Source organism: Marinobacter sp. V032 (assembly GCF_052645435.1).
Map to the genome: position 1 here is coordinate 168,170 of NZ_JBQXYE010000004.1, position 25,421 is coordinate 193,590.

19 protein-coding genes are annotated in these 25,421 nt (G+C 54.3%); 2 read left to right on the top strand and 17 right to left on the bottom strand.

Features of this window, described 5'->3' with window-relative positions:
• Positions 1 to 136 precede the first annotated feature (136 nt).
• The 4 genes from rplT to thrS form a co-directional block, all read right to left on the bottom strand.
• Positions 137 to 493, bottom strand: a complete 357-nt coding sequence (rplT, locus tag ACUN9X_RS16635; protein ID WP_260034754.1) for a 50S ribosomal protein L20 — start codon at positions 491 to 493, stop codon at positions 137 to 139.
• A gap of 29 nt (positions 494 to 522) precedes the next feature.
• Positions 523 to 714: a 50S ribosomal protein L35 gene (gene rpmI, locus ACUN9X_RS16640; protein ID WP_260034753.1), complete on the bottom strand. Its 192-nt coding sequence runs from the start codon at positions 712 to 714 to the stop codon at positions 523 to 525.
• 93 nt (positions 715 to 807) lie between these two features.
• A complete protein-coding gene (infC, locus tag ACUN9X_RS16645; RefSeq protein ID WP_260034990.1) occupies positions 808 to 1,353 on the bottom strand; it encodes a translation initiation factor IF-3 in 546 nt (181 codons plus the stop codon).
• Positions 1,350 to 3,275, bottom strand: a complete 1,926-nt coding sequence (gene thrS / locus ACUN9X_RS16650) for a threonine--tRNA ligase (RefSeq protein ID WP_445473798.1) — start codon at positions 3,273 to 3,275, stop codon at positions 1,350 to 1,352. The genes infC and thrS overlap by 4 nt, the downstream gene beginning before the upstream one ends.
• A gap of 190 nt (positions 3,276 to 3,465) precedes the next feature.
• On the opposite strand from thrS, the gene ACUN9X_RS16655 reads away from it, so the two are divergent.
• Positions 3,466 to 4,212: a ParA family protein gene (locus ACUN9X_RS16655; protein WP_260034749.1), complete on the top strand. Its 747-nt coding sequence runs from the start codon at positions 3,466 to 3,468 to the stop codon at positions 4,210 to 4,212.
• Between the two features lie 81 nt (positions 4,213 to 4,293).
• Here ACUN9X_RS16655 and ACUN9X_RS16660 read toward each other — a convergent pair whose 3' ends face one another.
• From ACUN9X_RS16660 to ACUN9X_RS16710, 11 genes are all read right to left on the bottom strand, one after another.
• Entirely contained in the window at positions 4,294 to 6,801 is a 2,508-nt protein-coding gene (locus ACUN9X_RS16660; RefSeq protein WP_445473856.1) for a TRAP transporter permease, read from the bottom strand.
• A 232-nt stretch (positions 6,802 to 7,033) separates the two neighbouring features.
• A complete protein-coding gene (locus ACUN9X_RS16665; RefSeq protein WP_260034746.1) occupies positions 7,034 to 8,017 on the bottom strand; it encodes a TAXI family TRAP transporter solute-binding subunit in 984 nt (327 codons plus the stop codon).
• A gap of 190 nt (positions 8,018 to 8,207) precedes the next feature.
• Complete coding sequence (locus ACUN9X_RS16670; protein ID WP_260034744.1) at positions 8,208 to 10,595, bottom strand: efflux RND transporter permease subunit; 2,388 nt, start codon at positions 10,593 to 10,595, stop codon at positions 8,208 to 8,210.
• Positions 10,596 to 10,641: 46 nt separating this feature from the next.
• Positions 10,642 to 11,784 (bottom strand): WD40/YVTN/BNR-like repeat-containing protein, encoded by a 1,143-nt coding sequence (locus ACUN9X_RS16675; protein ID WP_445473799.1) that lies wholly within the window; start codon positions 11,782 to 11,784, stop codon positions 10,642 to 10,644.
• 203 nt (positions 11,785 to 11,987) lie between these two features.
• Complete coding sequence (locus ACUN9X_RS16680; protein ID WP_445473800.1) at positions 11,988 to 13,376, bottom strand: DUF1329 domain-containing protein; 1,389 nt, start codon at positions 13,374 to 13,376, stop codon at positions 11,988 to 11,990.
• 335 nt (positions 13,377 to 13,711) lie between these two features.
• Positions 13,712 to 16,351: an aminopeptidase N gene (pepN, locus tag ACUN9X_RS16685; protein ID WP_445473801.1), complete on the bottom strand. Its 2,640-nt coding sequence runs from the start codon at positions 16,349 to 16,351 to the stop codon at positions 13,712 to 13,714.
• A 75-nt stretch (positions 16,352 to 16,426) separates the two neighbouring features.
• Positions 16,427 to 17,299 (bottom strand): DUF2797 domain-containing protein, encoded by an 873-nt coding sequence (locus ACUN9X_RS16690; RefSeq protein WP_445473802.1) that lies wholly within the window; start codon positions 17,297 to 17,299, stop codon positions 16,427 to 16,429.
• Positions 17,300 to 17,310: 11 nt separating this feature from the next.
• Positions 17,311 to 17,562, bottom strand: a complete 252-nt coding sequence (locus ACUN9X_RS16695; RefSeq protein WP_445473857.1) for a YeaC family protein — start codon at positions 17,560 to 17,562, stop codon at positions 17,311 to 17,313.
• Positions 17,563 to 17,877: 315 nt separating this feature from the next.
• Positions 17,878 to 18,741 carry a rhomboid family intramembrane serine protease gene (locus tag ACUN9X_RS16700; RefSeq protein ID WP_445473803.1) on the bottom strand — a complete coding sequence of 288 codons (864 nt, stop codon included), beginning with the start codon at positions 18,739 to 18,741 and terminating at the stop codon, positions 17,878 to 17,880.
• Between the two features lie 4 nt (positions 18,742 to 18,745).
• Positions 18,746 to 19,756 (bottom strand): metallophosphoesterase, encoded by a 1,011-nt coding sequence (locus ACUN9X_RS16705; protein WP_260034733.1) that lies wholly within the window; start codon positions 19,754 to 19,756, stop codon positions 18,746 to 18,748.
• Positions 19,757 to 19,758: 2 nt separating this feature from the next.
• The gene (locus tag ACUN9X_RS16710) at positions 19,759 to 20,643 is read right to left on the bottom strand and encodes an NAD(+) kinase (protein WP_260034731.1); all 885 of its coding nucleotides are present in this window, start codon (positions 20,641 to 20,643) and stop codon (positions 19,759 to 19,761) included.
• 178 nt (positions 20,644 to 20,821) lie between these two features.
• Here ACUN9X_RS16710 and ACUN9X_RS16715 point away from each other — a divergent pair, with 178 nt between their 5' ends.
• Positions 20,822 to 21,694 carry a DUF1853 family protein gene (locus tag ACUN9X_RS16715; protein WP_445473858.1) on the top strand — a complete coding sequence of 291 codons (873 nt, stop codon included), beginning with the start codon at positions 20,822 to 20,824 and terminating at the stop codon, positions 21,692 to 21,694.
• Positions 21,695 to 21,724: 30 nt separating this feature from the next.
• Here ACUN9X_RS16715 and ACUN9X_RS16720 read toward each other — a convergent pair whose 3' ends face one another.
• Positions 21,725 to 22,984 carry a DNA repair protein gene (locus ACUN9X_RS16720; RefSeq protein WP_445473804.1) on the bottom strand — a complete coding sequence of 420 codons (1,260 nt, stop codon included), beginning with the start codon at positions 22,982 to 22,984 and terminating at the stop codon, positions 21,725 to 21,727.
• Between the two features lie 269 nt (positions 22,985 to 23,253).
• Positions 23,254 to 25,326 carry an oxidoreductase gene (locus ACUN9X_RS16725; RefSeq protein WP_445473805.1) on the bottom strand — a complete coding sequence of 691 codons (2,073 nt, stop codon included), beginning with the start codon at positions 25,324 to 25,326 and terminating at the stop codon, positions 23,254 to 23,256.
• Between the last annotated feature and the right edge of the window lie 95 nt (positions 25,327 to 25,421).

Genomic DNA, 25,421 nt, shown 5'->3' on the forward strand with positions numbered 1-25,421 from the left:
TAATCTTTTTAGCGCTCACAAGGCTTTCAAAATTCATCGAGCCCTGAACAAAAATAGGGGAAGAGCGCGCTCTTCCCCTATAAATAGATGCCTGTAAAAACAGGCATCTGATTCGTACTGCAATCGATGAAAGAGCTTAAGCGAGTGCGGCTTTTGCTTTTTCAACGACGACGCTGAACGTCTGTTGCTCGTTCATCGCCAGATCAGCAAGAACCTTACGGTCGATCTCAACGTTAGCCTTCTTCAGGCCAGCGATCAGACGGCTGTAGGAAAGGCCGTTTGCACGGGCACCCGCGTTGATACGGGCGATCCACAGTGCGCGGAACTGGCGCTTGCGGTTACGACGGTCGCGGTAAGCATACTGACCGGCCTTGATAACCGCCTGCTTGGCAACACGAAACACTCGGCTACGGGCACCGTAGTAACCTTTAGCCTGCTTCAGAATCTTCTTGTGACGACGACGTGCGACGACACCACGTTTTACACGAGGCATAATTTAATCCTTCTTTATCCAGTAATGCCTTAGCAGGCGATCATACGTTTGACGGATGCCACATCAGACTTGGCAATCAGCTTGGTACCACGAAGCTGACGCTTACGCTTAGGGCTCTTCTTGGTCAAAATATGACTGGTGAAGGACTGCTTATGCTTGAAGCCCTTCGCGGTTTTCTTGAACCGCTTGGTAGCTCCACTCTTGGTTTTCATCTTTGGCATTTTTCTAAAACTCCGCATTTTAGTTTAAATAAAGAATGACCCATTAACGACAAATCCCCCGCACTGTGCGAGGGACAGTTACCGTTATCCGGATCACTTATTTTTACGGGGAGCAACCACCATGGTCATCTGCCGGCCTTCCATTTTCGGCCGTTGCTCTACCTGGGCAAAGTGCTCAATATCCGCTTCAACACGATTCATGAGCTTCATACCAATTTCCTGGTGTGCCATCTCACGTCCGCGGAAGCGAATAGTGACCTTGCCCCGGTCCCCGTTCTCAAGGAAACGTGTCAGGTTGCGTAGCTTGACCTGATAATCCCCTTCTTCCGTACCTGGCCGGAATTTCACTTCTTTAACTTGAACCTGCTTCTGCTTTTTCTTCGCAGCCGCTTTGGCCTTCTTCTCTTCGAAGACCTTTTTACCGAAGTCCATTATCTTGCAGACGATCGGATCGGAATTCGTAACCTGAACCAGATCCAGAGAAGCTTCTTCAGCAGCTTTCAGAGCGTCTTCTATGGCGACAACGCCGACTTGCTCACCGTCCGCTGCGATCAGACGTACTTCTGTGGCGTCTATATTCTCATTGATAGGCGTGCGTGGAGCACGTCCACCCCGATTCGTTCGCTGTTTAATAATCAGATCTCCGTTTGATTTCTACCTTTGCGTGAAACGTCTTCCGCCAGCATGGCCTGGAAGTCGCTCAGCGACATTGTGCCCAGATCTTCGCCTTTACGGTTACGTATAGCAACTGCGCCGGCTTCGACCTCTTTATCACCAATAACCGCGAGATAAGGCACTTTATTAAGAGTGTGCTCGCGAATTTTAAAGCCGATCTTCTCGTTTCTCAAGTCGGCATGCACTCTGTACCCGGTTTTTTCAAGGGTTTCTGTTACTTTTTCACAATATTCGCGCTGATTATCCGTGATATTCAGCACGGCAACCTGGGTTGGCGATAGCCAGGTCGGGAACGCACCCTCGTATTCCTCGATCAGGATACCAATAAAACGCTCGAACGAGCCCAGTACCGCCCGGTGCAACATGACCGGTGTGCGGCGCTCTGAGTTATCTGCCACATATTGTGCGCCGAGCCGGCCTGGCATCGAGAAATCGACCTGTACAGTACCGCATTGCCAGACCCGACCGATACAATCTTTAAGGGAAAACTCGATTTTCGGGCCATAAAACGCGCCTTCGCCCGGCAAAAGTTCCCAATCAACACCCTCACGATTCAGCGCTTCTTCCAGGGCAGCCTCTGCTTTATCCCAGATTTCATCTGAGCCGACGCGCTTTTCAGGTCGGGTCGAGAGTTTATACAGAATTTCGGTAAATCCGAAATCGGTATAAACCTCATGCAGCAGATCCATAAACAGGGAGACTTCAGCCTGGATATCGCCCTCCTCACAGAAAATATGCGCATCATCCTGGGTGAAGCCGCGGACCCGCATAAGACCATGAAGTGCACCAGATGCTTCATTCCGGTGGCAAGAGCCAAATTCGGCCAGACGCAGCGGGAGCTCTTTGTAGCTCTTCAAACCCTGATTAAACACCTGCACGTGGCAGGGGCAGTTCATGGGCTTGATCGCATAGTCATGCTTTTCAGACTCAGTGGTAAACATGTCATCACTGAACTTGTCCCAGTGACCTGACTGCTCCCACAACACCCGGGATACCACCTGGGGGGTCTTGATCTCTTTGTAGTCATGGCGGCGCAGTATCTGCCGCATGTACTGCTCAATTTCCTGATAGATGCTCCAGCCATCCGGGTGCCAGAACACCATTCCGGGCGCCTCTTCCTGCATGTGGAACAGGCCAAGCTTTTTACCAATTTTGCGGTGATCCCGCTTCTCCGCTTCTTCAAGGCGGTGCAGGTAAGCCTTGAGCTCTTTCTTGTTGCCCCAAGCGGTGCCGTAGATGCGCTGCAGCTGCTCATTGCTGGTATCACCGCGCCAGTAAGCACCGGCAACCTTGGTGAGCTTGAACGCTTTGAGCTTGCCGGTGTTCGGCACGTGGGGACCACGGCAGAGATCAACAAAATCCCCCTGCTGATAGAACGAGAGGTTCTCGTCCCCGGGAATGTCCTCAATGATGCGAACTTTGTACTCTTCGCCCATCTCGTCAAAAAGCTTGACCGCCTCAGCACGGGACATCACTGACCGGGAGACCTTGAAGTCCTGCTTCGCCAACTCTTCCATCCGCTTTTCAATACGGGCGAGGTCTTCGTTGGTGAACGGGCGATCAAACTTGAAGTCGTAATAGAAACCGTTATCAATAACCGGCCCTATCGTCACTTGCGCTGAAGGAAACAGATCCTTGACTGCCATTGCCAGAAGGTGAGCGGTTGAGTGACGGATAACATCCACTCCATCCGGGTCGCGCTCGGTAATAATGGCGAGTTCCGCGTCTTCGGTGATCTCGTAACTGGTATCCACCAATGTGCCGTTCACGCGACCGGCAAGAGCCGCTTTGGCAAGGCCGGCGCCGATATCAGCGGCCACATCATGGACGGAAACAGCTTGCGAGAAACTACGATGACTACCGTCAGGCAGGGTAACTACAGGCATGGATATGCTCCTTTCAGCGGTGATCATTACGAGAGACCACATGGTTTCGGGCGGCCGCGTCACGAGTCGCGGGCCATTTTGGGACGGGCAGTCTATCAGCCCCCGGCGAGGGATGTCATGCAAAAGTCAGATAAGCTATGCACAATGAAAGAATAATCGGAGCAGCATTGGGCTAACAGGGAGAATCGCATTGCGGGTCATTGCATTTCACAACCTCAAAGGGGGCGTCGGAAAGACCGCAGCAGCGGTGAATATTGCTTACCTCGCAGGCCAAAGCGGTGTCCCCACGTTATTGTGGGACCTTGACGCGCAGGGAGCTGCAAGCTGGTACCTCGGCAAAGAACCCGACACGGTCGGCGAGAAGGCGTCCCGACTGATCAAAGGCAAGACCCCTGTCGGACGGATGATCACCACATCAGACTACTCCAATCTGGATCTTATCCTCGCTCACCCCAGCTTTCGGAACCTTGACGTAAGGCTTGATCAAGACGGCGGCAAGCACGCACTCAGAAAATGGCTGGCACCGCTATCTGAAAGTTACGGACTGGTTGTGCTCGATTGCCCTCCATCCCTTTCGCGACTCGCCGAACAGATTCTGGAAACGGCTGACCACGTATTCGTTCCGACCATTCCCACCTGGCTGTCTCTGAACAGCTGGGAACAATTGCTAGAATTTGCCAAAGATAAAAAACTGGGGCCGGAGAAACTGCACCCGTTTTTATCGATGGTTGATCGTCGAAAACGCATCCATCAACAAATCCTTGGCGCCGATAGCGGACAGCTTCCCTCACGGCTGCGAGGCTTCATTCCCTACGCAAGCGACGTGGAGAAAATGGGAGAAGCACGTTGCCCGGTGGAACTTATACGCTCCAACTCTCCGGCAGCGCATGCCTACCGGTTACTCTGGAAAGAAATCAGGAAAATCGCACGCACCTGACGGATATAAAAAGACCCCGGTACATTGCTGCCACCGGGGTCTTTTTGCGACTCACTTCCAGTCGCTATCTGAAGCCTTTAATCAAGCCGCGCTTTCTGCTTCTTCCTCCTTCGCCCGTCGCCTTAGCTGCCCAAAAGCAACCAGGCCCAACAGGATCAGTGCCGGAATAAACATCAGCTCCTTGGGCGGCCGTTCCAATTTTGCCTGAACCGAGTCGATCGTCCAGTCGTAGGCAAGCCCTGCGTCTTCGGCCGGACTACTGAAGGCAACATAATCGACGACCATCCTGTCGCCATCACGCTTGAGCTCAAGGCCCGCTTCCTGCAGGCGCGCTTCGGGCGTATCCCCTTCTGGCAGCTTCAGGTTTACAAAAGTCGATTGCTCGGTGCCGTCGATGGTCATGCCTGACGCCCGCATCACCATCGGCTCACCCGCTGCAATTTCGCCCACATGATCCAACACCTCGACGCCGGGGCGCATTTCGGTTGGCGGGTACACTCGATCCCACCAGAAGCCCGGACGGAATAGCGTGAAAGTAATCAACAGCAACAAAACTGTTTCCCAGATTTTGGTTCGTGTAAACCAATACCCCTGGGTCGCTGCCGAGAATACCAACATCGCCGTCACAGCGCTGGCAATCGTCACCAGCAAATCAAACCACCCGGTCAGACCAATCAGCAGCAGCTGAGTGTTGAAGATGAACATGAACGGCAGGATGGCGGTCCGTATATCGTAGGTAAAACCCTGGATACCGGTTTTTATCGGATCAGCTCCCGAGATCGCCGCCGCCGCGTAGGCGGCGAGCCCCACGGGCGGCGTATCGTCCGCCAGAATGCCGAAGTAGAACACGAAAAGGTGTACAGCTATGAGTGGCACAATGAGCCCGTTCTGGGCCCCCAGAGTTACGATAACCGGCGCCATCAGGGTAGAGACAACAATGTAGTTTGCAGTCGTCGGCAACCCCATCCCCAGCAACAGGCTGATGATCGCTGTAAATATCAGCATCAACATCAGGTTACCGCCGGATATGAACTCGACGAACTCGGTCATCACCAGACCGATGCCGGTGAGCGTCACGGTTCCCACGACAATGCCTGCCGTTGCAGTCGCAACACCAATTCCCACCATATTGCGACCACCGGTCGCCAGCGACCCAATCAAGTCACAGCCGCCCTCTTTCAATGTGGAAAACCATGCTCCGGTCTGCTTACGGAAGAATTTGAGCAGCGGTCGCTGAGTGACGACAATGAACACCATGAATACAGTTGCCCAGAAAGCAGACAACTGGGGCGACAGTCGTTCAACGGTCAGACACCAGACCAGCACGACGACCGGTAGCAGGAAATAAAGTCCGGTTTTGACCGTATCCCCCACCGGAGGCAAGGTATCCATCACCTTGTCCGGATCATCAGCCTCCAGGGGCGGGAACTTGGCGGCATAGGCCACAAGCCCGACATAGGCAACAACAAGCGCGACCGTCAATACCCAGGGCGCATAGCTGCCCATTGCCTCTTTAGTCCATCCGACACCGTAATACACAGCCAGGGTCAGGGCGCAAAGGCCAATCAACAGTACCGTCCAGTTCAGCATGCGCTGAGCTACTGTCGGCTTGTTGACGCGTTCAACGCCATACATTTTCATCTTGCAGGCTTCAAGGTGAACGATGTAGATGAGCGCAACATAGGAAATCAATGCAGGGAGAATCGCGTGCTTGATGACCTCGAGATAAGAAATCCCCACATACTCGACCATCAGAAATGCCGCTGCCCCCATTACGGGAGGCGTCAGCTGGCCATTGGTCGATGCAGCCACTTCAATTGCACCGGCTTTTTCAGCCGGGAAGCCGACCCGCTTCATTAGCGGAATCGTAAAGGTACCGGTGGTCACGACGTTGGCGATAGAAGAGCCGGAAATAACACCACTCAAACCACTTGAAACCACGGCGGCCTTTGCTGGCCCCCCTCGCATGTGGCCAAGCAATGCGTAGGACACCTGAATGAAGTAATTACCGGCCCCTGCTTTTTCCAACAAAGCGCCAAACAAAACAAACAGGAAAACAAAGCTCGTCGACACACCCAATGCGACGCCGAACACCCCTTCAGTACCCAACCACTGGTGCGACGCGAGCTTCCCTATACTTGCCCCTTTATGGGCAATCACATCCGGCATGTAAGGGCCGCCCACCGAATAGACGATAAACACAGCGGCGACCACCGCCAGCGGAAGCCCCAGCGAACGGCGGGTCGCTTCAAGCAGCAACACCAGGCCACCGATCGCGACAACCATATCTATTGTCGTCGGCGCGCCAGGACGAGAAGCAAGTTCGTTATAAAAGACATAGATATAAGAGGCGCAAAATGCCGCCAACAGGGCGAGGATCCAGTCGAAAACAGGGACATGATCCAGTGACTTCCCCTTGATCATGGGGAAAGCAGAAAACGCCAAAAAGATCGCAAACGCGAGGTGAATAGATCGCGCTTCCGTGGAATTGAAAATGCCGATATCAAAGATGAAAGGCAGCGGAGAGGCAATCCAGAGCTGAAACAAAGACCAGACGACCGGCACAATGAACAGAATCTTGCCGGACATCCCTGTAGCTACGCGTCCACCGGTTTCGGTCTGGAGCACGCTATCAACATCGGGCACGGCCTTGCCGTTGACGCTGTCGTCACCATGTGACGATTGAGTTTGCTGATCTGCCATTGAAAAGACCTGTCAGGAGGGTGATATCAAAAACGGCTGCCTCGCACACGGGCAGCCGCCTTCCAACTGAAAGTAAAACGGATAACGGGCCACACTCAGGCGGCCCGTTTCACCGGTCTTACTTTAACAGGCCGATTTCCTTGAAGTACTTAACGGCACCTGGATGCAATGGCGCACTCAGGGCGTCAGTCGCCATTTCTTCTTTCTTCAGGTTTTCAAATGCCGGGTGAAGGCGCTTGAAGCTGTCGAAGTTCTCGAAGACGGCTTTCACAACTTCGTAGACAACATCTTCAGGAACGTCCGCCGATGTCACAACCGTCGCAGCCACACCGAAAGTCGTGACGTCATTGTCGTTGCCGCGATACATTCCACCGGGAATGGTCGCCACACGATAGTACGGGTTGTCAGCTACAAGTTTCTTGGTAGCAGCGTTATCAACATTGACCAGCACGCTGTCGCAAGACGTTGTGGCTTCCTTGATTGCGCCTGACGGATGCCCGACCGTGTAAAAATAAGCATCAATCTTGTTGTCGCACAGTGCCTGAGACTGCTCGGCAGCTTTCAATTCTGCCGCCAGTGAGTAGGCGCTCATGTCCCAACCCATTTCTTTCATCAGGACTTCAGCCGTTGCACGCTGGCCCGAGCCCGGATTACCAACACTGACACGCTTGCCTTTCAGATCTTCGAAATTCTTGATTCCGGAATCTTTACGAGCAACAACGGTGAACGGCTCCGGGTGCAGAGAGAACACTGAACGCAGTTTCTTGTTCGGGCCATCCTTTTCAAACTCACTGCTACCATTGTACGCATGGTACTGCCAGTCAGACTGAGCTACTGCCAGATCAAGCTCGCCCTGACGAATCGCGTTCAGGTTGTAGATCGAGCCACCGGTACTTTCAACCGAACAACGAATGCCATGTTCTTTGCGGTCTTTGTTGACCAGACGGCAAACAGCACCACCCGCCGGGTAGTAAACGCCGGTAACGCCACCGGTGCCAATAGTCACAAAACGCTGTTCAGCAGCCGATACCTGAGCAGACGCTGCGCCAAGACCTACGGCGGTTGCCAACGCGAAAGTGGATAACTTGTGTCGAAGTCCCATTATAATTCTTCCCTTATTAGTCACTTATTCCGGAGCATGAGCCCGTTGGGACACCCACTGCCCCTCATGATTACTATCACACCCCAACATAGACCAAATGCGCCAGAAAATAAAGTTCGGTTAATTCGCTAACTACATGAGCGAAAACAAAAAAAGCCCGCATAGCGGGCTTTTAAATATTAACCGGAGCTTATTTGCTCGCGGCTCGCGCCTTGGCGACCATCTGATCCGGCCTCAGCAGGAAGCGGGCCAGAGCCGGCAGCAACCAGATCGAACCCACCATATTCCAGATGAACATGAAGAACAGCAGTAGCCCCATGTCAGCCTGAAACTTGATCGGCGAGAATATCCAGGTCACCACACCCAGACCCAATGTCACACCGGTAAAGATAACCGCCTTGCCGGTAGAACGCAGGGTTTCGAAGTAGGCTTCCTGCAAGGCTTTGCCTTCGAGCAGGTATTTCTCAAGCTTGGTATAGATGTAAATTCCGTAGTCGACACCAATACCCACACCCAATGCGATAACCGGCAGCGTTGCCACCTTCACACCAATGCCGCTCACCGTCATGATCGCCTCACACAACACAGACGTCAGGCCCAGTGGCACCACGATACACAGCACAGCTCGCAGCGAGCGGAATGTCAGGAAACACAGAATACTGACAACGCCGTAAACGAACATCAGCATCAGGTTCTTCGCTTTGGAGATAACCTCGTTTGTCGCAGCCTCGACACCCGCATTACCTGCTGCGAGTTTGAAGTTATGCACTTCGTTGCTGTTATCCGCCGCGAACGTTTCAACGGCCTCAACAGCTGTACGCAAGGTTTCAGCCTTGTGATCTTCAAGGAACACCAGCACCGGTGTCAGGCTGCAGTCGGTATTGATAAGGCCGCTTGGTGCCTCACGAATCGACGCGTTGATAATGGTCTGGTTGCGAGAAATCTCGAACCACTTCCAGTTACCCTCGTTAAGTGCTTTGGTGACGATACGGGAAACGTCGGCAAGCGAGGCAGTTGACTGAACGCCTGGCGTGTTCTGCAACTCCCACTGCAGACGGTCCATTGCATTGAGCACCTCGTATTGGGTGCACTGCTCTTTCTGCGTTTCAACCATAACAACCAGAACATCAGCACTGGTGGAGTAGTTTTCAATGATGTACTTGTTGTCCAGATTGTAACGGGAGTCTGCCCGCAGCTCCGGAGCACCCTGATCCAGGTCACCGACTTTAAGGTCCTGCTTGTAATACAAACCGAGACCGAGGCCAAGAAGTGCAATCAACAGCGAAATCGGTGCCACACCGGGGTGCGCAAAATAGGACATGATCCGCCACTTGCGATCCTGCTTTTCACCACGATTCTGGACGTGCTTAACGCCACCTTTGGTGATCCCAACGTAGGACATGATCAGCGGATGCAGAACCAGGTTGGTTATGATAATGATCGCAACACCAACACCGGCCGCTACGGCCAGATCACGAATGACATCAATCTCGATGAACAGCAGCGTCAGGAAGCCAAACGCATCTGAAACCAGCGCCAGCATGCCCGGAATATAAAGCGACCGGAATGCCAGGCGCGCAGACGTCATCGGATCAAAGCCCTTGGCGGCCTCGGATGCCATGGCATTCACAACCTGCACCCCATGACTGATACCGATCGCGAAAACCAGGAACGGCACCAGAACCGAGTACGGATCCAGCCCATAACCCAACAGACGCAAAATACCCAGTTGCCAGAACACCGCCACAATAGAGGACAGAACAGGCACGAGCGTGCCGGCAATGCAGCGCGAGTACCAGAACAGCAACAGCGTCGTCAGAATAATGGTAATGCCCGCAAACCAGGCGATGGAACCGATACCCTCAATCAAATCACCGACTTTTTTGGCGAAGCCGACAATGTGGATCTTGATGTTGGGGTTTTCGTCCTGGTACTTCTCACGCACCTTCTGCTCAAGCAGTTTTGAGAACGCCTGATAATCCAGTGGCGCGCCGGTTTCTGGATTGTTTTCGTACAGCGGCGCGTAAACGATTGTCGATTTGAAGTTGTCTGAAACCAGACGCCCGACTTCGTTGGAACGCAGGATGTTCTGGCGCAACTGCTCCAGGCTGGCGCGGGAGCCATCGTAATCATCCGGGATAACCGAGCCACCCTGGAAGCCCTGCTCAGTTACTTCCACCCAACGCACGTTAGGAGTCCAGACCGATTTAAGCCCGGAACGGTCAACGCCATTCAGGAAGAACACCTCGTCGGTGATTTCCTTCAGGGTTTGCATGTATTCGTCGGTAAAGATGTCTCCATCTTCCACTTCAACAGCGATACGCACGAAGTTACCCAGATTTTCGAGGTCTTCGCGGTGATCAAGCATGTTGATAATGTACGGATGCTCCAGCGGGATCATCCGTTCAAAGCTGGCATCCGGTTCGATTTTGACTGCGTTGTAGCCAAGAAAAACCGTCAGTAGCAAAAATAAAATCAGGATAACCGCCCGATTATTAAAAATCAGGCGTTCCAGAAATGGCTCGGCTTTGGGCGATGTGAAATAGTGCTCGCCTTTGTCGTGCTTGGGGTTGGACATTCAATGACCCTCGTCAGAATTCTTTTCGTGCCGCTGCGGCTGTTTGTTATTGGCTCTTGCCGTTGATATCGGAGTGATAAACACCACTTTCACCGAACAACACAAGCGCAGAGTCCGAGACAGGCTGAATTGACATCACGCCTTGCCTGTCGTCACGGAAAAAGGTGCGAAAACTCTCGCCACCATTGCCGCTGACCAGAACAACGCCCCCATTGCCAACCAACGTTATCCGGCCATCGCGCGTCGCCGCACCGCCATTCAGCGTGTTGCCCGAATCGTTCGGCACGGTTGTCCAGGTTTTCCCCAGATCCGTCGACATAAAGACGTGCCCACGCAAACCGAACGCGATAAGTTCGTTTACATCGCCTGTTCCCAGCACCCCGAAAAATGAGCCGGTATAAGGGCTTTCAACCTTTTCCCAGCTATCACCGCTATCCGTCGAGAGAAAAACCGTACCCGCCTCACCTACGGCAACCAGTGCGCCGCCAGTGATACGAGTAATACCATTGAGGTGAAACCGGTCCGGGTTTGGCACATGCGAGGACCAGTCGACCCAGGTCTTGCCGCCGTCGTCAGTGCGGAACATGAATCCGTATGCACCCACGGCGAAACCCGTGTTTTCATCAGCGAACCAGACATCAAGCAGTGGTTTCCAGGGACCCACTTCCTTATCAGCCTGAGCGTCTTCCAAGGCAAACCCCATACCGTCGAGTGCCCACTCGAGATCCGCTTTCTTGTCGTCCGGAGCGTCTGCTACTTCCTGCTCCAGCTTCTCGACCTGCTTCTCCAGCGTCGCAATGACCAGATCGGCAGCACTCGTGCCATCCAGCTGCTTCTCCCAGGTCTTGCCACCATCAGAAGTGTGCAGAATGACGGCGCCATGGCCCACGGCCCAACCGTGCTTTGCAGTCGGGAAGTAAACGCCGGTCAGGGTCGTTGAAACCGGTACACTGCCCTGCTTCCAGCTATTCCCCTGATCATCGGAATAGATGATATGTCCGCGCTCGCCAACAGCAACGATGCGTTCACCCGCCATTGCGCTGTCTGTCAGCAAATTGTCATCAGCCAGGGCAGTTTTCCTGGCCGGCGTTTCCAATACGTCACTGACCGCAAGCGCCAATGGGCTTGATGCGGCAAGAGACAGTCCAAGGAGCACGGCTAGCGTTCTGCGCGTCAAAGGTGTAGCCATTCAGATTGCCTTTATTTTGAGTTGTTCGATTTCCAGCGAAGGCCTCGAGGAACCTTCAATATATGAGCGCCTGTGTTACAGCGCGTCTGCATCCATTCTGTACTGAAACCGGCTCAGGGCCGGTTCAATATTTAACCGCTGTCTCGCACTCGTTCGCGAGACAGCGTTGTTATTCAATAATCTCAGAGCCGTACCGCCCTGACTCAGCGAACACTCCGGCGACGAAGCGAGGCAGGTGAGAAGTATCGCTTGTTCGGTACATCGTCGGTAAAGACGCGCGTGGTCGGTTCTTCCGTATCCAGCCCTTGCACGTGATAGCGGCGGGCCTGAAGGTCGTGGAAAACCTCAAGCGTTGTCCACACACCCGGCAATTCATAGAAGTTCTTCAGAACCCCCATAGACACACGCCAGAGCTCACCACGGCCATCATATTGATCTAGCAGAACGGTATTCCAGCTGTCTTCGTCGACATAGAAACGACGTTTTGCATAGATATGGCGAGCCCCGTCTTTCAGCGTAGCCTCTACAACGTGAACGCGATGCAATTCCCAACGCATCAGGTCCGGATTAACGTGCGAAACGCCCAGAATTTCGGAGTACGGCAGGCCTTTCTGGGCAATCGCGTAGTTGTTATAAGGGATATAGATTTCTCGCATTCCCTCATAGGTCCAGTTGTAGCGGTCAAGCGCACCGTTAAAGATATCGGTATCGTCTGCTGTACGCAGATTGTCTGCTGCCGCAATCGGCGAATCGTAGCCCAGGTTCGGGGCCCGGCGGACACGACGCTGACCGGCGTTATATCCCCAGCCGTAACGCGGATTCTTGATCTGGTTCAGGGTTTCGTGAACCAGAATCGCTCCACCCGCGAGCCGGGGCGGTGAAAGCGTGAACGACAGATAGTAGAAGATAATGTTGTCCAGCGACGACTCATCACCTTCCGGGTTGTAGTAGTTAAAGAAAGCTTCCTGCTGGGACGTCACCAGTGTGTAGTCGCCATTTTGCTGCACAGCCACTTCACTTGAGCGCCGCGTGATGCTGACACCCCGCCAGCGCACCAGATGGTTCCAGATCACCTGATAGGCTTTTTGTTTGTCATCGCCACTCAGGATCGGGAACGGATAACCACCGAAAGCACCGGCGATACCTGCACCTTCGCCAACGACGGTGGCACTGGTTGCATTCTCTTTTGTGTTCTTTGCAACGCGATCAGGTACCGAGTGGGAGCGCCGGGTCTGGTAGACCGGCACCCGGAAAGTAGTCGGGTAAGTCGAGATCAGCGATTTAACGCCATCCGTGAGGTGGTCGCCGTAGAGATCGACGTTCTTGGCATCGATGGTAAACAGCACCTTGTCATCCGGGTAGGGGTTCGGGTGGAAGTCGCCACTGCCGCCATAACCTGCCGGTGGTTTGGTGATACCGCCGGTCCATGCGGGGATCGTACCAGACGCATTACCTTCCTTGACCGAGCCAAAAGGCGTCAGATCGTTTCCCAGTCGCGCGGCTTCACCTGCGGAGACTGCGGCACTGACTTGTGCCGACAATAAAGAAAGCGCCGCCACACCACCTACAAGCCATTTTTTATTATGGATCATTTTTCGGACCTTTCATGATTCTCAAAGCCGTAACGGCTTTTGTTTTTGTATTTTCGAAGGCTTACTACGATGTTTAACTGCAACACCGCTTTTAAATCAACCCGTTATCCTGATTATTCCGCCAGATGCGCGTCCGTGATAATGCTTTCGGATGCAATGCGAAGATTTTTCCACTAAGGCTCGCAGGTTAGCCTATACAAGGCCAAAATCCATCAACCTAAAGTGCGATTTTGAAGCGATGTGTAACAGGACACAGTAACCGGAGGGGATCCGACCGGCATCGCTTAAACGGTACCGGTCGGAATCAGCAGTCGAAATAACGACTTAAGGCAGGTTTAGCCGGCGAGCGACTTGCTTACAACTTCGTATACGTCTTTGGAAAGATCGGGCTTGGCCTGGATTTGCTCAAGCGCTGCCTTCATGCCTTCCCGGTGGGAGGCGCTATAGCGTCTCCAGCGGGTCAGCGGTGACACCAGACGCGCGGCGATCTGAGGGTTCGTGCTGTCGAGCGCGAGAATGTGCTGAGCCAGAAAGCGGTACCCTGAGCCATCAGCGGCGTGGAAATTCACCAGGTTCTGACCCGCGAACGCCCCGATGACAGAGCGGATCTTGTTAGGATTCTTCCAGTCAAAAGCCTTGTGCTCGAGCAAGGCACTCACCGCGTCCAGCGTGCCCGCTCGGGGGCTGGCAGCCTGAATTGAGAACCACTGTTCAACGACCTGCGGATCATCGCTGAACTGCGCATAGAAGGCATTCAGCGATGACGCCCGATCTTCTTCGAAATCGGAATTAACCAATGCCCGCAGGGCGCCGGCCTGATCGGTCATGTTGGTCGCCTTGCTGAACTGGCGCAGCGCCAGTGAGCGCCCCTCTTCATCGTTGATGTGCAGTAGCCAGCTCAACGCCGTGTTCTTGAGCGAGCGACGGGCAATGGCGTCCGGTGTCGGCGCATAGGCTCCGTCGTCAGTATTACGGCGATAACAGGCGATCAACTCATCCCTGAGCTGCAGCGCGAGTTGATTAAGCACGCGAGTGCGGGCCTTGTGAATCGACTGCACATCAGCCTCGTCAGCCAATTCAATCAGGTAGGCCTCCGTTGGCAGCTGCAGCATTTTGGTGACCAGCGCCTGATCCAGACGCGAATCCGACAACAGGTGCCGGAATGCAGTGACCAAACGCGGATCAACTACCGTTTCCTGTGGACTATCCATCAGTGACTGGATGATATCGACAGTCAATCGCTGCCCTGCATCCCAGCGATTAAAACCGTCACTGTCGTAGGTCATCAGGAAAAGAAGTTGATCACGGGTCCACGGATACTTCACCTTGACCGGCGCCGAGAACCCCCGCAACAGGGACGGTACAGGGCGTGCATTCAGCCCCTCAAACGTAAAGGTTTGCTCCTGTTCCGTCAGCTCCAGCACCCGCTCTTCAGGCGCATCGCCGCTATCGCCGACGAGTTGCAGCGGCAGCGACTGACCGTTTTCACCGATAAGACCGATAGCAAACGGGATGTGTTGAGGCAGTTTTTCCGGCTGCCCCGGCGTCGCCGGTATGCTTTGCCGGAACGTCAGCTGATAGGTACCCGCTGTCTCATCAAAGCTATCGGATACCTCAACCACGGGGGTGCCCGCCTGCTGATACCAACGACGGAAGAGTGTGAGGTCCCGCCCATTGGCATCTTCCATTGCCTTCACAAACTCGTCAGTGGTGACCGCCTGGCCATCATGACGCTCGAAATACAGATCGCTGCCTGCGCGGAAGCCTTCTGCTCCCATCAGGGTGTGCAGCATTCGCACAACTTCAGCACCCTTTTCGTAAATAGTCAGGGTGTAAAAGTTGGAGATCTCCATGTACGAGTCCGGCCGAACGGGATGCGCCATAGGCCCCGAGTCTTCTGCGAACTGGGCTGTTCTGAGCAATGCCACATTGTCGATCCGCTGAGCGGTAGGTGAACCCATATCAGCAGAGAATTGTGAGTCCCGGAAAACCGTGAAGCCTTCTTTCAGGCTCAGCTGAAACCAGTCACGACACGTAACCCGGTTACCGGACCAGTTGTGAAAATACTCGTGCGCGACGATGGCCTCGACACGCTGGAACGCGGCGTCTGTCGCCGTATCTGCACTGGTGAGAACGCATGAGGAGTTGAAGATGTTCAGCCCCTTGTTCTCCATCGCGCCCATGTTGAAATCGTCTACCGCGACAATCATGAAGATATCGAGATCGTACTCACGACCATAGACTTCCTCGTCCCAGCGCATCGACCGCTTGAGCGAGTCCAGCGCGTAATCGCACTTTTCCGCGTTGCGATGTTCAACATACATCCGCAGATCAATGCTGCGGCCCGACATAGTGGTGAAGGTGTCGCGCTTTTCAGTCAGGTCACCGGCAACAAGTGCAAAGAGGTAGCAGGGTTTCGGGAAGGGATCCTCCCAGGTCACATAGTGTCGGCCATCTGCCAGCTCGCCGCGATCGACATCATTCCCATTCGAGAGCAGTACGGGGTAGCGCGCTTTGTCGGCCTCTACCCGAGTGCTGAACCGAGCCATGACATCGGGTCTGTCAGGGAAATAGGTAATACAGCGGAAGCCTTCAGCTTCGCACTGGGTGCAGAACATGCCGGAAGATTTGTACAGTCCCTCGAGACGCGTATTGTCCTGCGGCAGAATCCAGGTGACGACATAAAGCGAGAACTCATCTGGCACCTGATCGATACGCAGGCTCGACAGCGTCACCTGATAAGCCGACTCGGCCAGCGGCTCGCCGTCCAGCTCCAGCTTTTCAAGTACCAGGCTGTCACCGTCAAGCTCAAGCGGCGCACCCTGCCCACCATCCGGGTTACGTCGTAGCGCCAGCGTGCTGTGCACTCGGGCACCGTCTTCGAACAACTCGAAACGCAGATCTACACGCTCCACTAGAAACGGCGGCTGGCGATAATCCTTGAGATAAATGGTCTGGGGCTGACTGGTTCGCATGACTCTCTCCCACAAAAATACTGGACTGATGGCCCGGTGAATGACGGATTCTTTGATCGACGCCATCTCACCAGGTCAGGCTGAAAACAAATCCTGTGTCGCGGGTGTTTCGTCAAACACCTGCAGGCGCACGTTGTACGCCGTAAACTTGCGGATGTTGATCACACCGGTATCGAGTATCAGGTACTGACCCTTGATACCTTCGAGCCGACCGAAAACCTGTGGCGTCTTGTCGAGGTTATGGGTCGCGATCTTTACCGGCCAGGTATCCACCGGATAGGCCAGATCAAGGCCACTGTCATCAACTTCCCGGATGGCATCTGCACCATGCTCTTTGCGCAAAGCCTGCAGCTCGTCGGCGATCAGGCGCCGCAATTCATCCCGTGCTGCTACCAGATCAACTGGCTTTACGTCGCCCTTAAGCATGGCCCGCCAGTTTGTCTTGTCAGCGACATGTGCCTTGCACGCCACTTCAACCAGGCCAGCTATTTGACGCGTGGCCACCTCAAACATCGGCAAGGCCGAAACCGCGCCCTGATCTATCCAGCGTGTTGGCACCTGGTTCTGGCGGGTTATGCCAACTTTAAGGCCCGACGAGTTGGCGAGATATACCACATGAGTCGTCATGCAGTACGTTTCACCCCACTCCGGTTCCCGACAGGTCCCCAGGTGGTAATGACAGCGCTCGGGACTCATGATGCAAGTATCGCATGCCGCCAGCTTTTTGAAGCAGGGATAGCAGTAGCCCTGACTGAAACTCTTATTGGTCCGGCGATCACAGTTGATGCACCGGATTTCCCCATCGAAATCGAGCTGAATTTCCCGACCAATCAAATCATTTAGCGGCACCCGGGTGTCTCCCAGCTTCAGCTGGTAAGCCACTGAAGGGCCCGGCGTGGCAGGCATTTTCCTGAGCGGGCCCTGAACATCAATCACAGCAGATGACATGCCGACTCCGGTCAGTTGAGAATACGAATAGGTGCCGCGCCATCGTCTGAACGGGGCTTTTTACGCTCACGATCAATGAAACCTACGCGCTCATGCTCGGGAATCCCATGGTTGGTCTCGTAGTATATTACGGCCTCCATGCATATTGAGCGCTGCTCCTCGGACACGACTCGCCCATCAGGCCACTTACCCAATTCCACAGCCCTTCGGAGACTCCTGTAAACGGTCGGATCGAGCCGCTCAATCAGCTCTTCATAGGTCATCACACTACCCTCATTGAATAGGTACTCAGCTTATCACAGCCCACATAGCGGGAACTCTTAACGCCGCATTTCATCCTGTTCAGGTTTATGGAAACCACAGGGAAACAGCGCAAATTGAATTATTATTGCCCAACCCTTTGACAAACAATAATGATAATGATTATCATTAAAGCGTACCAGATGACACGGTCGTTTCATTTGGTCTCTCTCATCAGGAGCTTTACGGCTCATTTATGCCCCGCATTTGCGGGGCTTTTTTTTGCCATTTGCAGTGATGAAGTCAACCCGAAACCGGAATTCTGGTCCACGCACCTGTCAGGCAGGCTTGTTTTTCGCTGGGGGCGGAAGAATCGCGAGCGCCAACCCGGCAATAAAACCTCCGAGATGGGCTTCGTTTGCCATTGAGCCTATCCCAAGCCACTCAGGCAATGGCGTAAAGCCAATCACCATCCATACCAGAGAAAAAATCACCAGGGCCGGAGGAAACTGAAAGCGGGCCTTGCGCTGCTGACTCAGCCAGCAGTAAGCCAGGATGCCGTAAACCACGCCTGAAAGACCGCCGAATAGCGGCCCCGAAACAAGATACTGCAGGGTGTTCGATACCAGACTGATCCCCACCACGAGAATACCAAGGCGCATCCGACCATCGAACCATTCAACCTGGCTACCCAGAAACCACAGCATGACGCTGTTAAACAGCACATGCGACCAACTGAAGTGCAAAAAATCCGGTGTCAGCCAGCGCCAGAACTGCCCCTGCGCCAATGTATGGGACAAGGCGTCAACCCGCTGCGGGAAGGTCTGCCAGTCAAAATCTCTCGGATCCACATACATCAGCGTCGCTGAGAGTGTTTCCCGGCCCAGCCCTGTAAACCATGACACCAGAACCGCAACTGCGATCAGAGCCAGCACCATCGGCGCATGACGCGGTGACGGTTGCCAGCGCCCATTTACAAATACCGGTGAATGAACAGATTCCGACACAGCGTCACGTAGTTCCGGACGGTTAAGATACTGCTCCAGCGCGGCGAGTACCGGCTCACTATGGGCAGGATCCTCAAGCCACAAGACCTGACTGTCGCCCTCTTCAGATATCCGGTGGCTAACGCCCTGGTGCTTCAGCCATTGACTGAAGGTGCCGAGATCGGTGTCGGCCGGAAGCTGCTTTACTCGATACAAGCGGTTACCTCGTGAGGCTGTCTTCTTTTTGCCCGTCGTCGATCAATTCCGGACGCGGCACGTTAATGGACACAAACTTGTCTGCCGACAATACGCGCTCATCGTCCATGCGGTACGCCACCAGGCGGCCGTATTTGACCGCACTGTAATCGATACAGGCGACATTGGATTTAAGCGGCGCCGGTGCACCTTCACGCCAATAGTGGCCCACAAAAACCGGCGGTTCGGATTCCGGATAAGACAGGATTTTTTTGTGCTCGGCCTCACTCAACGGCCTGTTAGCGATATCATCCGGTAACGGATCCGGCTGAAAGACCACGTCGGCATAGGTTTTGGGATTCTCCGCCCAGAATTTGGTCCGGAAGAACTGTCGGGTCAATCCGTCCTTGCCGGTGATCGCCAGGCCATCGGGAAGCCGGAGATCCGTTCCTCGCAACAGCCGATCCATGACCTGCCCGGCGAAAGAGTCCAGCGCTGATGAGGCATGCAGGAAGTCCTCGTCGATCCGGTTTCCACCCTGACTGGCCCGGAATTTTTCGATCAGGCGATTATCCCAGCAGGCATGCACGACACGGAAATGCTCAACTTCCAGAAATAGCGGAAGCGTGTAGAACCATTCCAGAAACTCGTTCCACTCGCGCGGATACTGATCGAACTGGCTCAGCGTCTCGCCAATCAGCCGGTCATGGCGCGCGTTATGCTCGCGCAGAAACTTACGACCGCTGCCTGCACGGGCACGAGTGCAATACCCCAGCGCGTTGTATTCGTGATTCCCCATGGTGATCTGGGCAGACCCGTGCTCCACCATATCCCGCACCAGATGAAGTGCCTCACGTATCCTGGGGCCACGGTCAATAATGTCACCGATGAAAATGACCTGACGGCGCTTGTGCTGATAGATACCGTTAATCTTCCGGTACCCCATATGTTCCAGCAACGCTTTAAGGGTATTGGCGCATCCGTGAACATCACCAATGATGTCGTATCCCCGACTGCCTGAACGCTTAACCGGCATAATCAACTCGCTGCGATGTTGCTGGCCCACCCGAGCTTTTCACGGCAGGTTGCGTAAAAATTATGATCCGTTGGATGTATAAGGCGGATCTTGAAAGGCTTTTTGGTGATACGAATGACATCGCCAGGCGCGCAGGCAATATCCATCTGGCCATCACAACTGACCTGGGGATAGGTCTCGTTGCTCTCGCCGATCACCAGTTTAATCTCGCTTTTACCGTCGACCACGATCGGCCGGCTACTGAGGGTATGGGGGAACATCGGCACCAGCACCACTGCATCCAGTTTCGGATGCATAATGGGCCCACCCGCAGACAATGAATACGCAGTGGAGCCAGTAGGTGTCGATACGATTAAACCGTCAGACCGCTGGCTATACACAAAGTGCCCGTCGATATATAGATCAAATCCGATCATCCGTGTGGACTTGCCGGGATGAAGCACCACATCATTCAATGCGGTACCAAACCCAAGCGGGTTATCGTCCCGGGTAACGTGAGCATCAAGCAGGAAGCGGTGTTCCTCTATGTACTCACCCTGAAGCACGCGCCCGACTCTGTCTTCAAGATCATCCGGGGAGATATCGGTGAGAAAGCCCAATCGCCCGCGGTTAACGCCCAATATGGGAATCTTCGATTTTGCCAGTTCGCGCGCAGCGCCCAGCAGACTGCCGTCTCCTCCCACAACAATGACAAGATCGCAGATTTCTCCCAGCAATTTTTTACTGGAAACCTGAAGCCCGTGCCCCGGCAACATGGTGGCGGTGTCTGACTCAAGAATAACCTGGTAGTTTTCATTGATCAGATAGGTGCGGAGATGACGCAACGTCTCGACAACCTTGACGCTGTTCATCCGACCGATGATGCCAATATTCCTGAATTGCTCCATTCGACGTCCCGTGCCAGCCCGGTGATACGTTCCCGATAATCGGGTTATAGTGATGCCTAGTCTACGGCCATAGTAACGAATAACAGGCAAATTCTGAAAAAGAACCTGCCCTGATTTATCCTTCGGAGCCTCGTTCACCGCTCTATCAGAAAGGAAATCCGTCATTAGCTCATCATTTCTGACCGACACCCGCTGGCTAACACCCTCCGTCAGACATCTCGCCTGGCTGTGTGAAGCCCCGTCGCTGACCGCTTCGCAAAAACAGGTGCCGTTGCAGCAATACCTGCCGGATAACCTGCGAAACACACTGATCGAACTTGACCGAAATCCGCAACCGCTGCTGACGGCGCTGGCGTTGGACGGCCACCTTCGGCTTGGCATCTACTTCGAACGCCTCTACGGTTTTCTGATGTCGGATTTATTGGGGTGGCCCACACTGCTTTGCAATCAGCCGGTGCGCGACGAACAACGCACACTGGGTGAGCTTGATTTCGTATTTCTCAACCCCGCCACTGGCCTGCCGGAACATCACGAGATCGCCGTCAAATTCTATCTCGGCTATGCCCCGGATAATCGCTGGTATGGCCCGAATGCCAAGGACCGGCTGGATCTGAAGACACATCGGTTACTCAATCACCAAAGCAAGATGACCGAACGTCCCGAAACCCGGGCCCTTTTAGCAAGCCACGGCATTACATCACCCCCGGAGCCCAGGGTTTTTATGCCTGGTTATCTGTTTTATCCCGGTGATAACGCCATCGAATCACCCGCCAGCGCACCGAAAAATCATGCCAGGGGGCGCTGGTGTCGGGCACACGATCTGAAGCCAACTGACACAAAACACTGGATTGTGCTGAACAAGCCCCATTGGCTTGGCCCGGCACAACAGTGCTCAGAGCCCGATGAGACCGATGAGACCGATACACAAGCGCAGATAGCGAAGGTGAAGGCCGGTGGCCCTCCACGATTATTTGCAGAAATGGAGCCGCACAGTGACGGCGGCTGGCAGGAAAGCGAACGCTGGTTTGTCGTACCGGATTGCTGGCCCTGACAAACCGGCCAGCCATTGATTGAGGCGTGGTTACTCTGAAACCTGATGCACTTCACACAGGTCATCAATGCCCGGTCTGAAGTCTGATGGCTGACTGACACGGATCAAAGGCTGGCCACACGGTGAGCCTTCTACATCCGCCTGGCAGGTCGGATCATCATGATGCGCCAGCCACTGACGATATGCCGGCTCGTTCATGCCGCACTTGCGGGCGATATAGCCGACGGGATTCTCGAAATAGTGCTCAAATTCTTCGAAAGGCAGCGTGATATGCCCCATACCCGGATGATAGGCCACCAGGAACACATTCTGCTGCTGTAACTCCGACAGTAACGTATCTTCCAGCGGCTCCCGCTGCGCATCGTCGTAACGTTCCTGCTCCAAAAGCACGATCTGGTCATTGCGTAACTCAAGTTCGCGCTGCTTCCGTTCAAGCTGTTCCCGGAGCAGCACAACCTCCGCGCTAACCGCCTCCTGCTGGGCCTCTTTACTTGCCCGGGCACTATTAAGCTCCAGCTGCAGGCTAAGATACTGTTCGTTGCGCTCTTCAAGCCGCCGCTTCAGCTGTTCGTTGGTCAGGCGCAAACGTTCGAGCGACTGCTGGGCGTCCAACAATTCATTGCGCTGGATTTGAAACTCGTGCCGGTGTTCGCGCTGCAAATCTGACAGGGCATCCCGATGCACGCTCTGCAAGGTTTTGATTCGCAATCGCTGGTCACGAATCATCTGGGCCAGGCGCATACGTTGCTGCGCACCCTCGGCATTCTCCGGCTCGACGGCCTGCGGCCGCTTCACTGACGCATTCAATACCGGGATATCATCGGTGTCTGCTTCAACTTCACGCTTCTGAAATTTAAGCTGATTTGCTTCTACAGCCCGTCTCACCGCCTGAAACGTATTGCTGCCCGGAGTCATATTCGGATCCCAGAGATCATTCACAAACTCGGGCTCCGGGCAAAGACTGCGGCACACAAGCTTGATGGGCCCCGAACCAAGATCCGGCCCTTTCGCACCTATCTCCGAAAGCCGCTCAATCGGCACGTTCCAGTAACTATCGGCGCGCCCCTCCTCGTCAAAATAGATTCGGAAGAAAACCAGCGACAGAATCTTCAGATCCGGCGCAAGGCCTGCGTAAACCGCCCGTACATCAGTATCCGCAAGGTCAGACAACCCGACATAACCATCCAGAAAGGCACCAAACTCCGAGCCACGCATATGCCTGGCGACCTGAGCCCCTTCCATAAAAAAAACAGCTGAATAACCGTCATCAGCCTTTTCGGATGTCGCCATGCCCGACCCTCTGAAAAACAAGCGGCACGAAATAGCGCCACTCGCACCGGATTATTGTGTTCTGTAGTAACGGCTATTGTAGACATTGCGATGCAACGGCATGAGAACAAAACTGCAACGTTTTGAAACCGATGGTATTCGACGAGACAACTAACGAGAAGACACGCTATATGCAGAAAGGAAGGGGCGGAGTAACCAGAGTAAAAAAGCCAGCCACAATACCTTGTGGCTGGCTCGGATGCTTCCAAGGAAAACCGGACCTGCAGTTCCTAGATCTCTGCAGCCAGACGACTTCCCTGATTGATAGCGCGTTTCGCATCCAGTTCTGCGGCCACGTCAGAACCACCGATCAGGTGAACGTTCTGACCTGCATCAAGCAATCCCTGCTGCAACTCACGCAGCGGGTCCTGTCCCGCGCAGATGATAACGTTATCTACCGGCAACACGTGGTCCTGACCACTTTCTTCGCCTTTAGGTGTCACGGTGATGTGCAGGCCTTCGTCATCAATTTTGCGATAGGTAACACCAGGGATCATCTGCACCTTGTTCATTTTCAGCGCCGTGCGGTGAATCCAGCCCGTTGTTTTACCCAGGCCTTTGCCCACTTTCGTTTGTTTGCGCTGGAGCAGGAAGACTTCACGTGCCGGCGTTGGCAGTTCGGCCTCCACACCCTTGATCCCACCGCGATGAGCCACCGACAGGTCCACACCCCATTCTTTCATGAAGTGCTCGGTGTTCAGGGATGCTGACTCGCCCTGCTGCACGAGGAATTCCGATACGTCGAACCCAATACCACCAGCGCCGATGACCGCAACACGACGCCCAACCTCACGACGCTGAAGAATCGCATCGAGGTAGCCCATAACCATCGGGTGATCAACCCCCTCGATTTCCGGTGTGCGAGGGGCAACACCTGTGGCCAGAACAATCTCGTCAAATCCGTCTTTGGTCAGGTCTTCGACGGTGACACGGGTATTCAGGTTCACTTCAACGCCGTGTTTGTCGAGCATGACACCGTAATAACGCAGGGTTTCGTAAAACTCTTCCTTGCCGGGAATGCGTTTGGCGACGTTGAATTGCCCGCCAATCTCGCCGGCAGAATCAAATAATGTCACGGCATGGCCGCGCTGGGCCGCCACCGTAGAGAAGGCCAATCCGGCTGGTCCCGCGCCGACAACGGCTATCCGCTTCGGTGTTGCTGTTTTAACGTAGTTCAGTTCGGTTTCATGGCAGGCACGCGGGTTAACCAGACAGCTCGTCAATTTGCCGCCAAAGGTATGGTCCAGACAAGCCTGATTGCAGCCGATGCAGGTGTTGATTTCATCGGCACGATCCTGCTCGGCTTTCAGTACCAGATCAGAGTCAGCCAGGAAAGGACGGGCCATGGAGACCATGTCGGCATCGCCTTCGGCCAGAATCTTCTCAGCCACATCCGGCATGTTGATGCGGTTGGTAGTTACCAGCGGAATACTGACTTCACCCTTCAGATGCGCGGTCACCTTGGTGAACGCACCTCGAGGAACCGATGTCGCAATGGTGGGCACCCGCGCCTCGTGCCAACCGATGCCAGTGTTGATGATCGTTGCGCCGGCGGCTTCGACTGCCTTGGCCAGCTGCACCACCTCTTCCCAGGTACTGCCATCTTCCACAAGATCCAGCATCGACAGACGGTAGATAATGATGAAGTTTTCGCCAACCCGCTCGCGCACGCGGCGCACGATTTCTATCGGCAAACGGATGCGATTTTCGTAACTGCCGCCCCAACCATCGGTACGCTGATTGGTGTGGGCGACGATAAATTCGTTGATGAAGTAGCCTTCGGAGCCCATTACCTCAACGCCGTCATAGCCCGCCTGTTGCGCCAGCTCCGCGCAGCGGGCATAGGCTTCAATCTGACGCTCAATACCGGCCTCATCCAGTTCGTTCGGCGTGAACGGGTTGATCGGCGCCTGAATAGCAGACGGCGCGACAAGCTCGGGATGATAGGCATAGCGGCCGGCATGCAGAATCTGCATGCAGATCTTGCCGCCCGCTTCATGCACCGCAGTGGTCACCACATTGTGCTGTTCGGCTTCCTCTACGGTATCCATTTTTGATGCGTGCTGGCGAACACCGCCCTCGGGATTAGGCGCAATGCCGCCGGTCACGATAAGGCCAACGCCACCACGGGCGCGCTCGGCAAAAAACTCGGCCATGCGCTCAAAGCCATTTTCCATTTCTTCAAGGCCGGTATGCATCGATCCCATCAGCGTGCGATTGCGCAAGGTGGTAAATCCAAGATCAAGCGGCGCAAGCAACGTGGGGTACTTACTGTGTCCGGCGGCCTTTTCAGCAACGGTCATAGGGTCTTCCTCATCAGTGTGTCGGCAAACATTTACTGCCTTTATAGTTGCAGACAAATTAGCCCCTTCGCTTGCGGCAAACAATATCCTCACAT

Coding starts and splice junctions, on each gene's coding strand:
- ACUN9X_RS16660 (WP_445473856.1), bottom strand. CDS start 6,801: ATGTCCGGCAAGATTCTGTTCATTGTGCCGGTCGTCTGGTCTTTGTTT.
- thrS (WP_445473798.1), bottom strand. CDS start 3,275: ATGCCTGTAGTTACCCTGCCTGACGGTAGTCATCGTAGTTTCTCGCAA.
- rplT (WP_260034754.1), bottom strand. CDS start 493: ATGCCTCGTGTAAAACGTGGTGTCGTCGCACGTCGTCGTCACAAGAAG.
- ACUN9X_RS16710 (WP_260034731.1), bottom strand. CDS start 20,643: ATGGAGCAATTCAGGAATATTGGCATCATCGGTCGGATGAACAGCGTC.
- ACUN9X_RS16680 (WP_445473800.1), bottom strand. CDS start 13,376: ATGATCCATAATAAAAAATGGCTTGTAGGTGGTGTGGCGGCGCTTTCT.
- rpmI (WP_260034753.1), bottom strand. CDS start 714: ATGCCAAAGATGAAAACCAAGAGTGGAGCTACCAAGCGGTTCAAGAAA.
- ACUN9X_RS16670 (WP_260034744.1), bottom strand. CDS start 10,595: ATGTCCAACCCCAAGCACGACAAAGGCGAGCACTATTTCACATCGCCC.
- ACUN9X_RS16705 (WP_260034733.1), bottom strand. CDS start 19,756: ATGCCGGTTAAGCGTTCAGGCAGTCGGGGATACGACATCATTGGTGAT.
- ACUN9X_RS16665 (WP_260034746.1), bottom strand. CDS start 8,017: ATGGGACTTCGACACAAGTTATCCACTTTCGCGTTGGCAACCGCCGTA.
- ACUN9X_RS16725 (WP_445473805.1), bottom strand. CDS start 25,326: ATGACCGTTGCTGAAAAGGCCGCCGGACACAGTAAGTACCCCACGTTG.
- ACUN9X_RS16675 (WP_445473799.1), bottom strand. CDS start 11,784: ATGGCTACACCTTTGACGCGCAGAACGCTAGCCGTGCTCCTTGGACTG.
- ACUN9X_RS16720 (WP_445473804.1), bottom strand. CDS start 22,984: ATGGCGACATCCGAAAAGGCTGATGACGGTTATTCAGCTGTTTTTTTT.
- pepN (WP_445473801.1), bottom strand. CDS start 16,351: ATGCGAACCAGTCAGCCCCAGACCATTTATCTCAAGGATTATCGCCAG.
- ACUN9X_RS16690 (WP_445473802.1), bottom strand. CDS start 17,299: ATGTCATCTGCTGTGATTGATGTTCAGGGCCCGCTCAGGAAAATGCCT.
- ACUN9X_RS16695 (WP_445473857.1), bottom strand. CDS start 17,562: ATGACCTATGAAGAGCTGATTGAGCGGCTCGATCCGACCGTTTACAGG.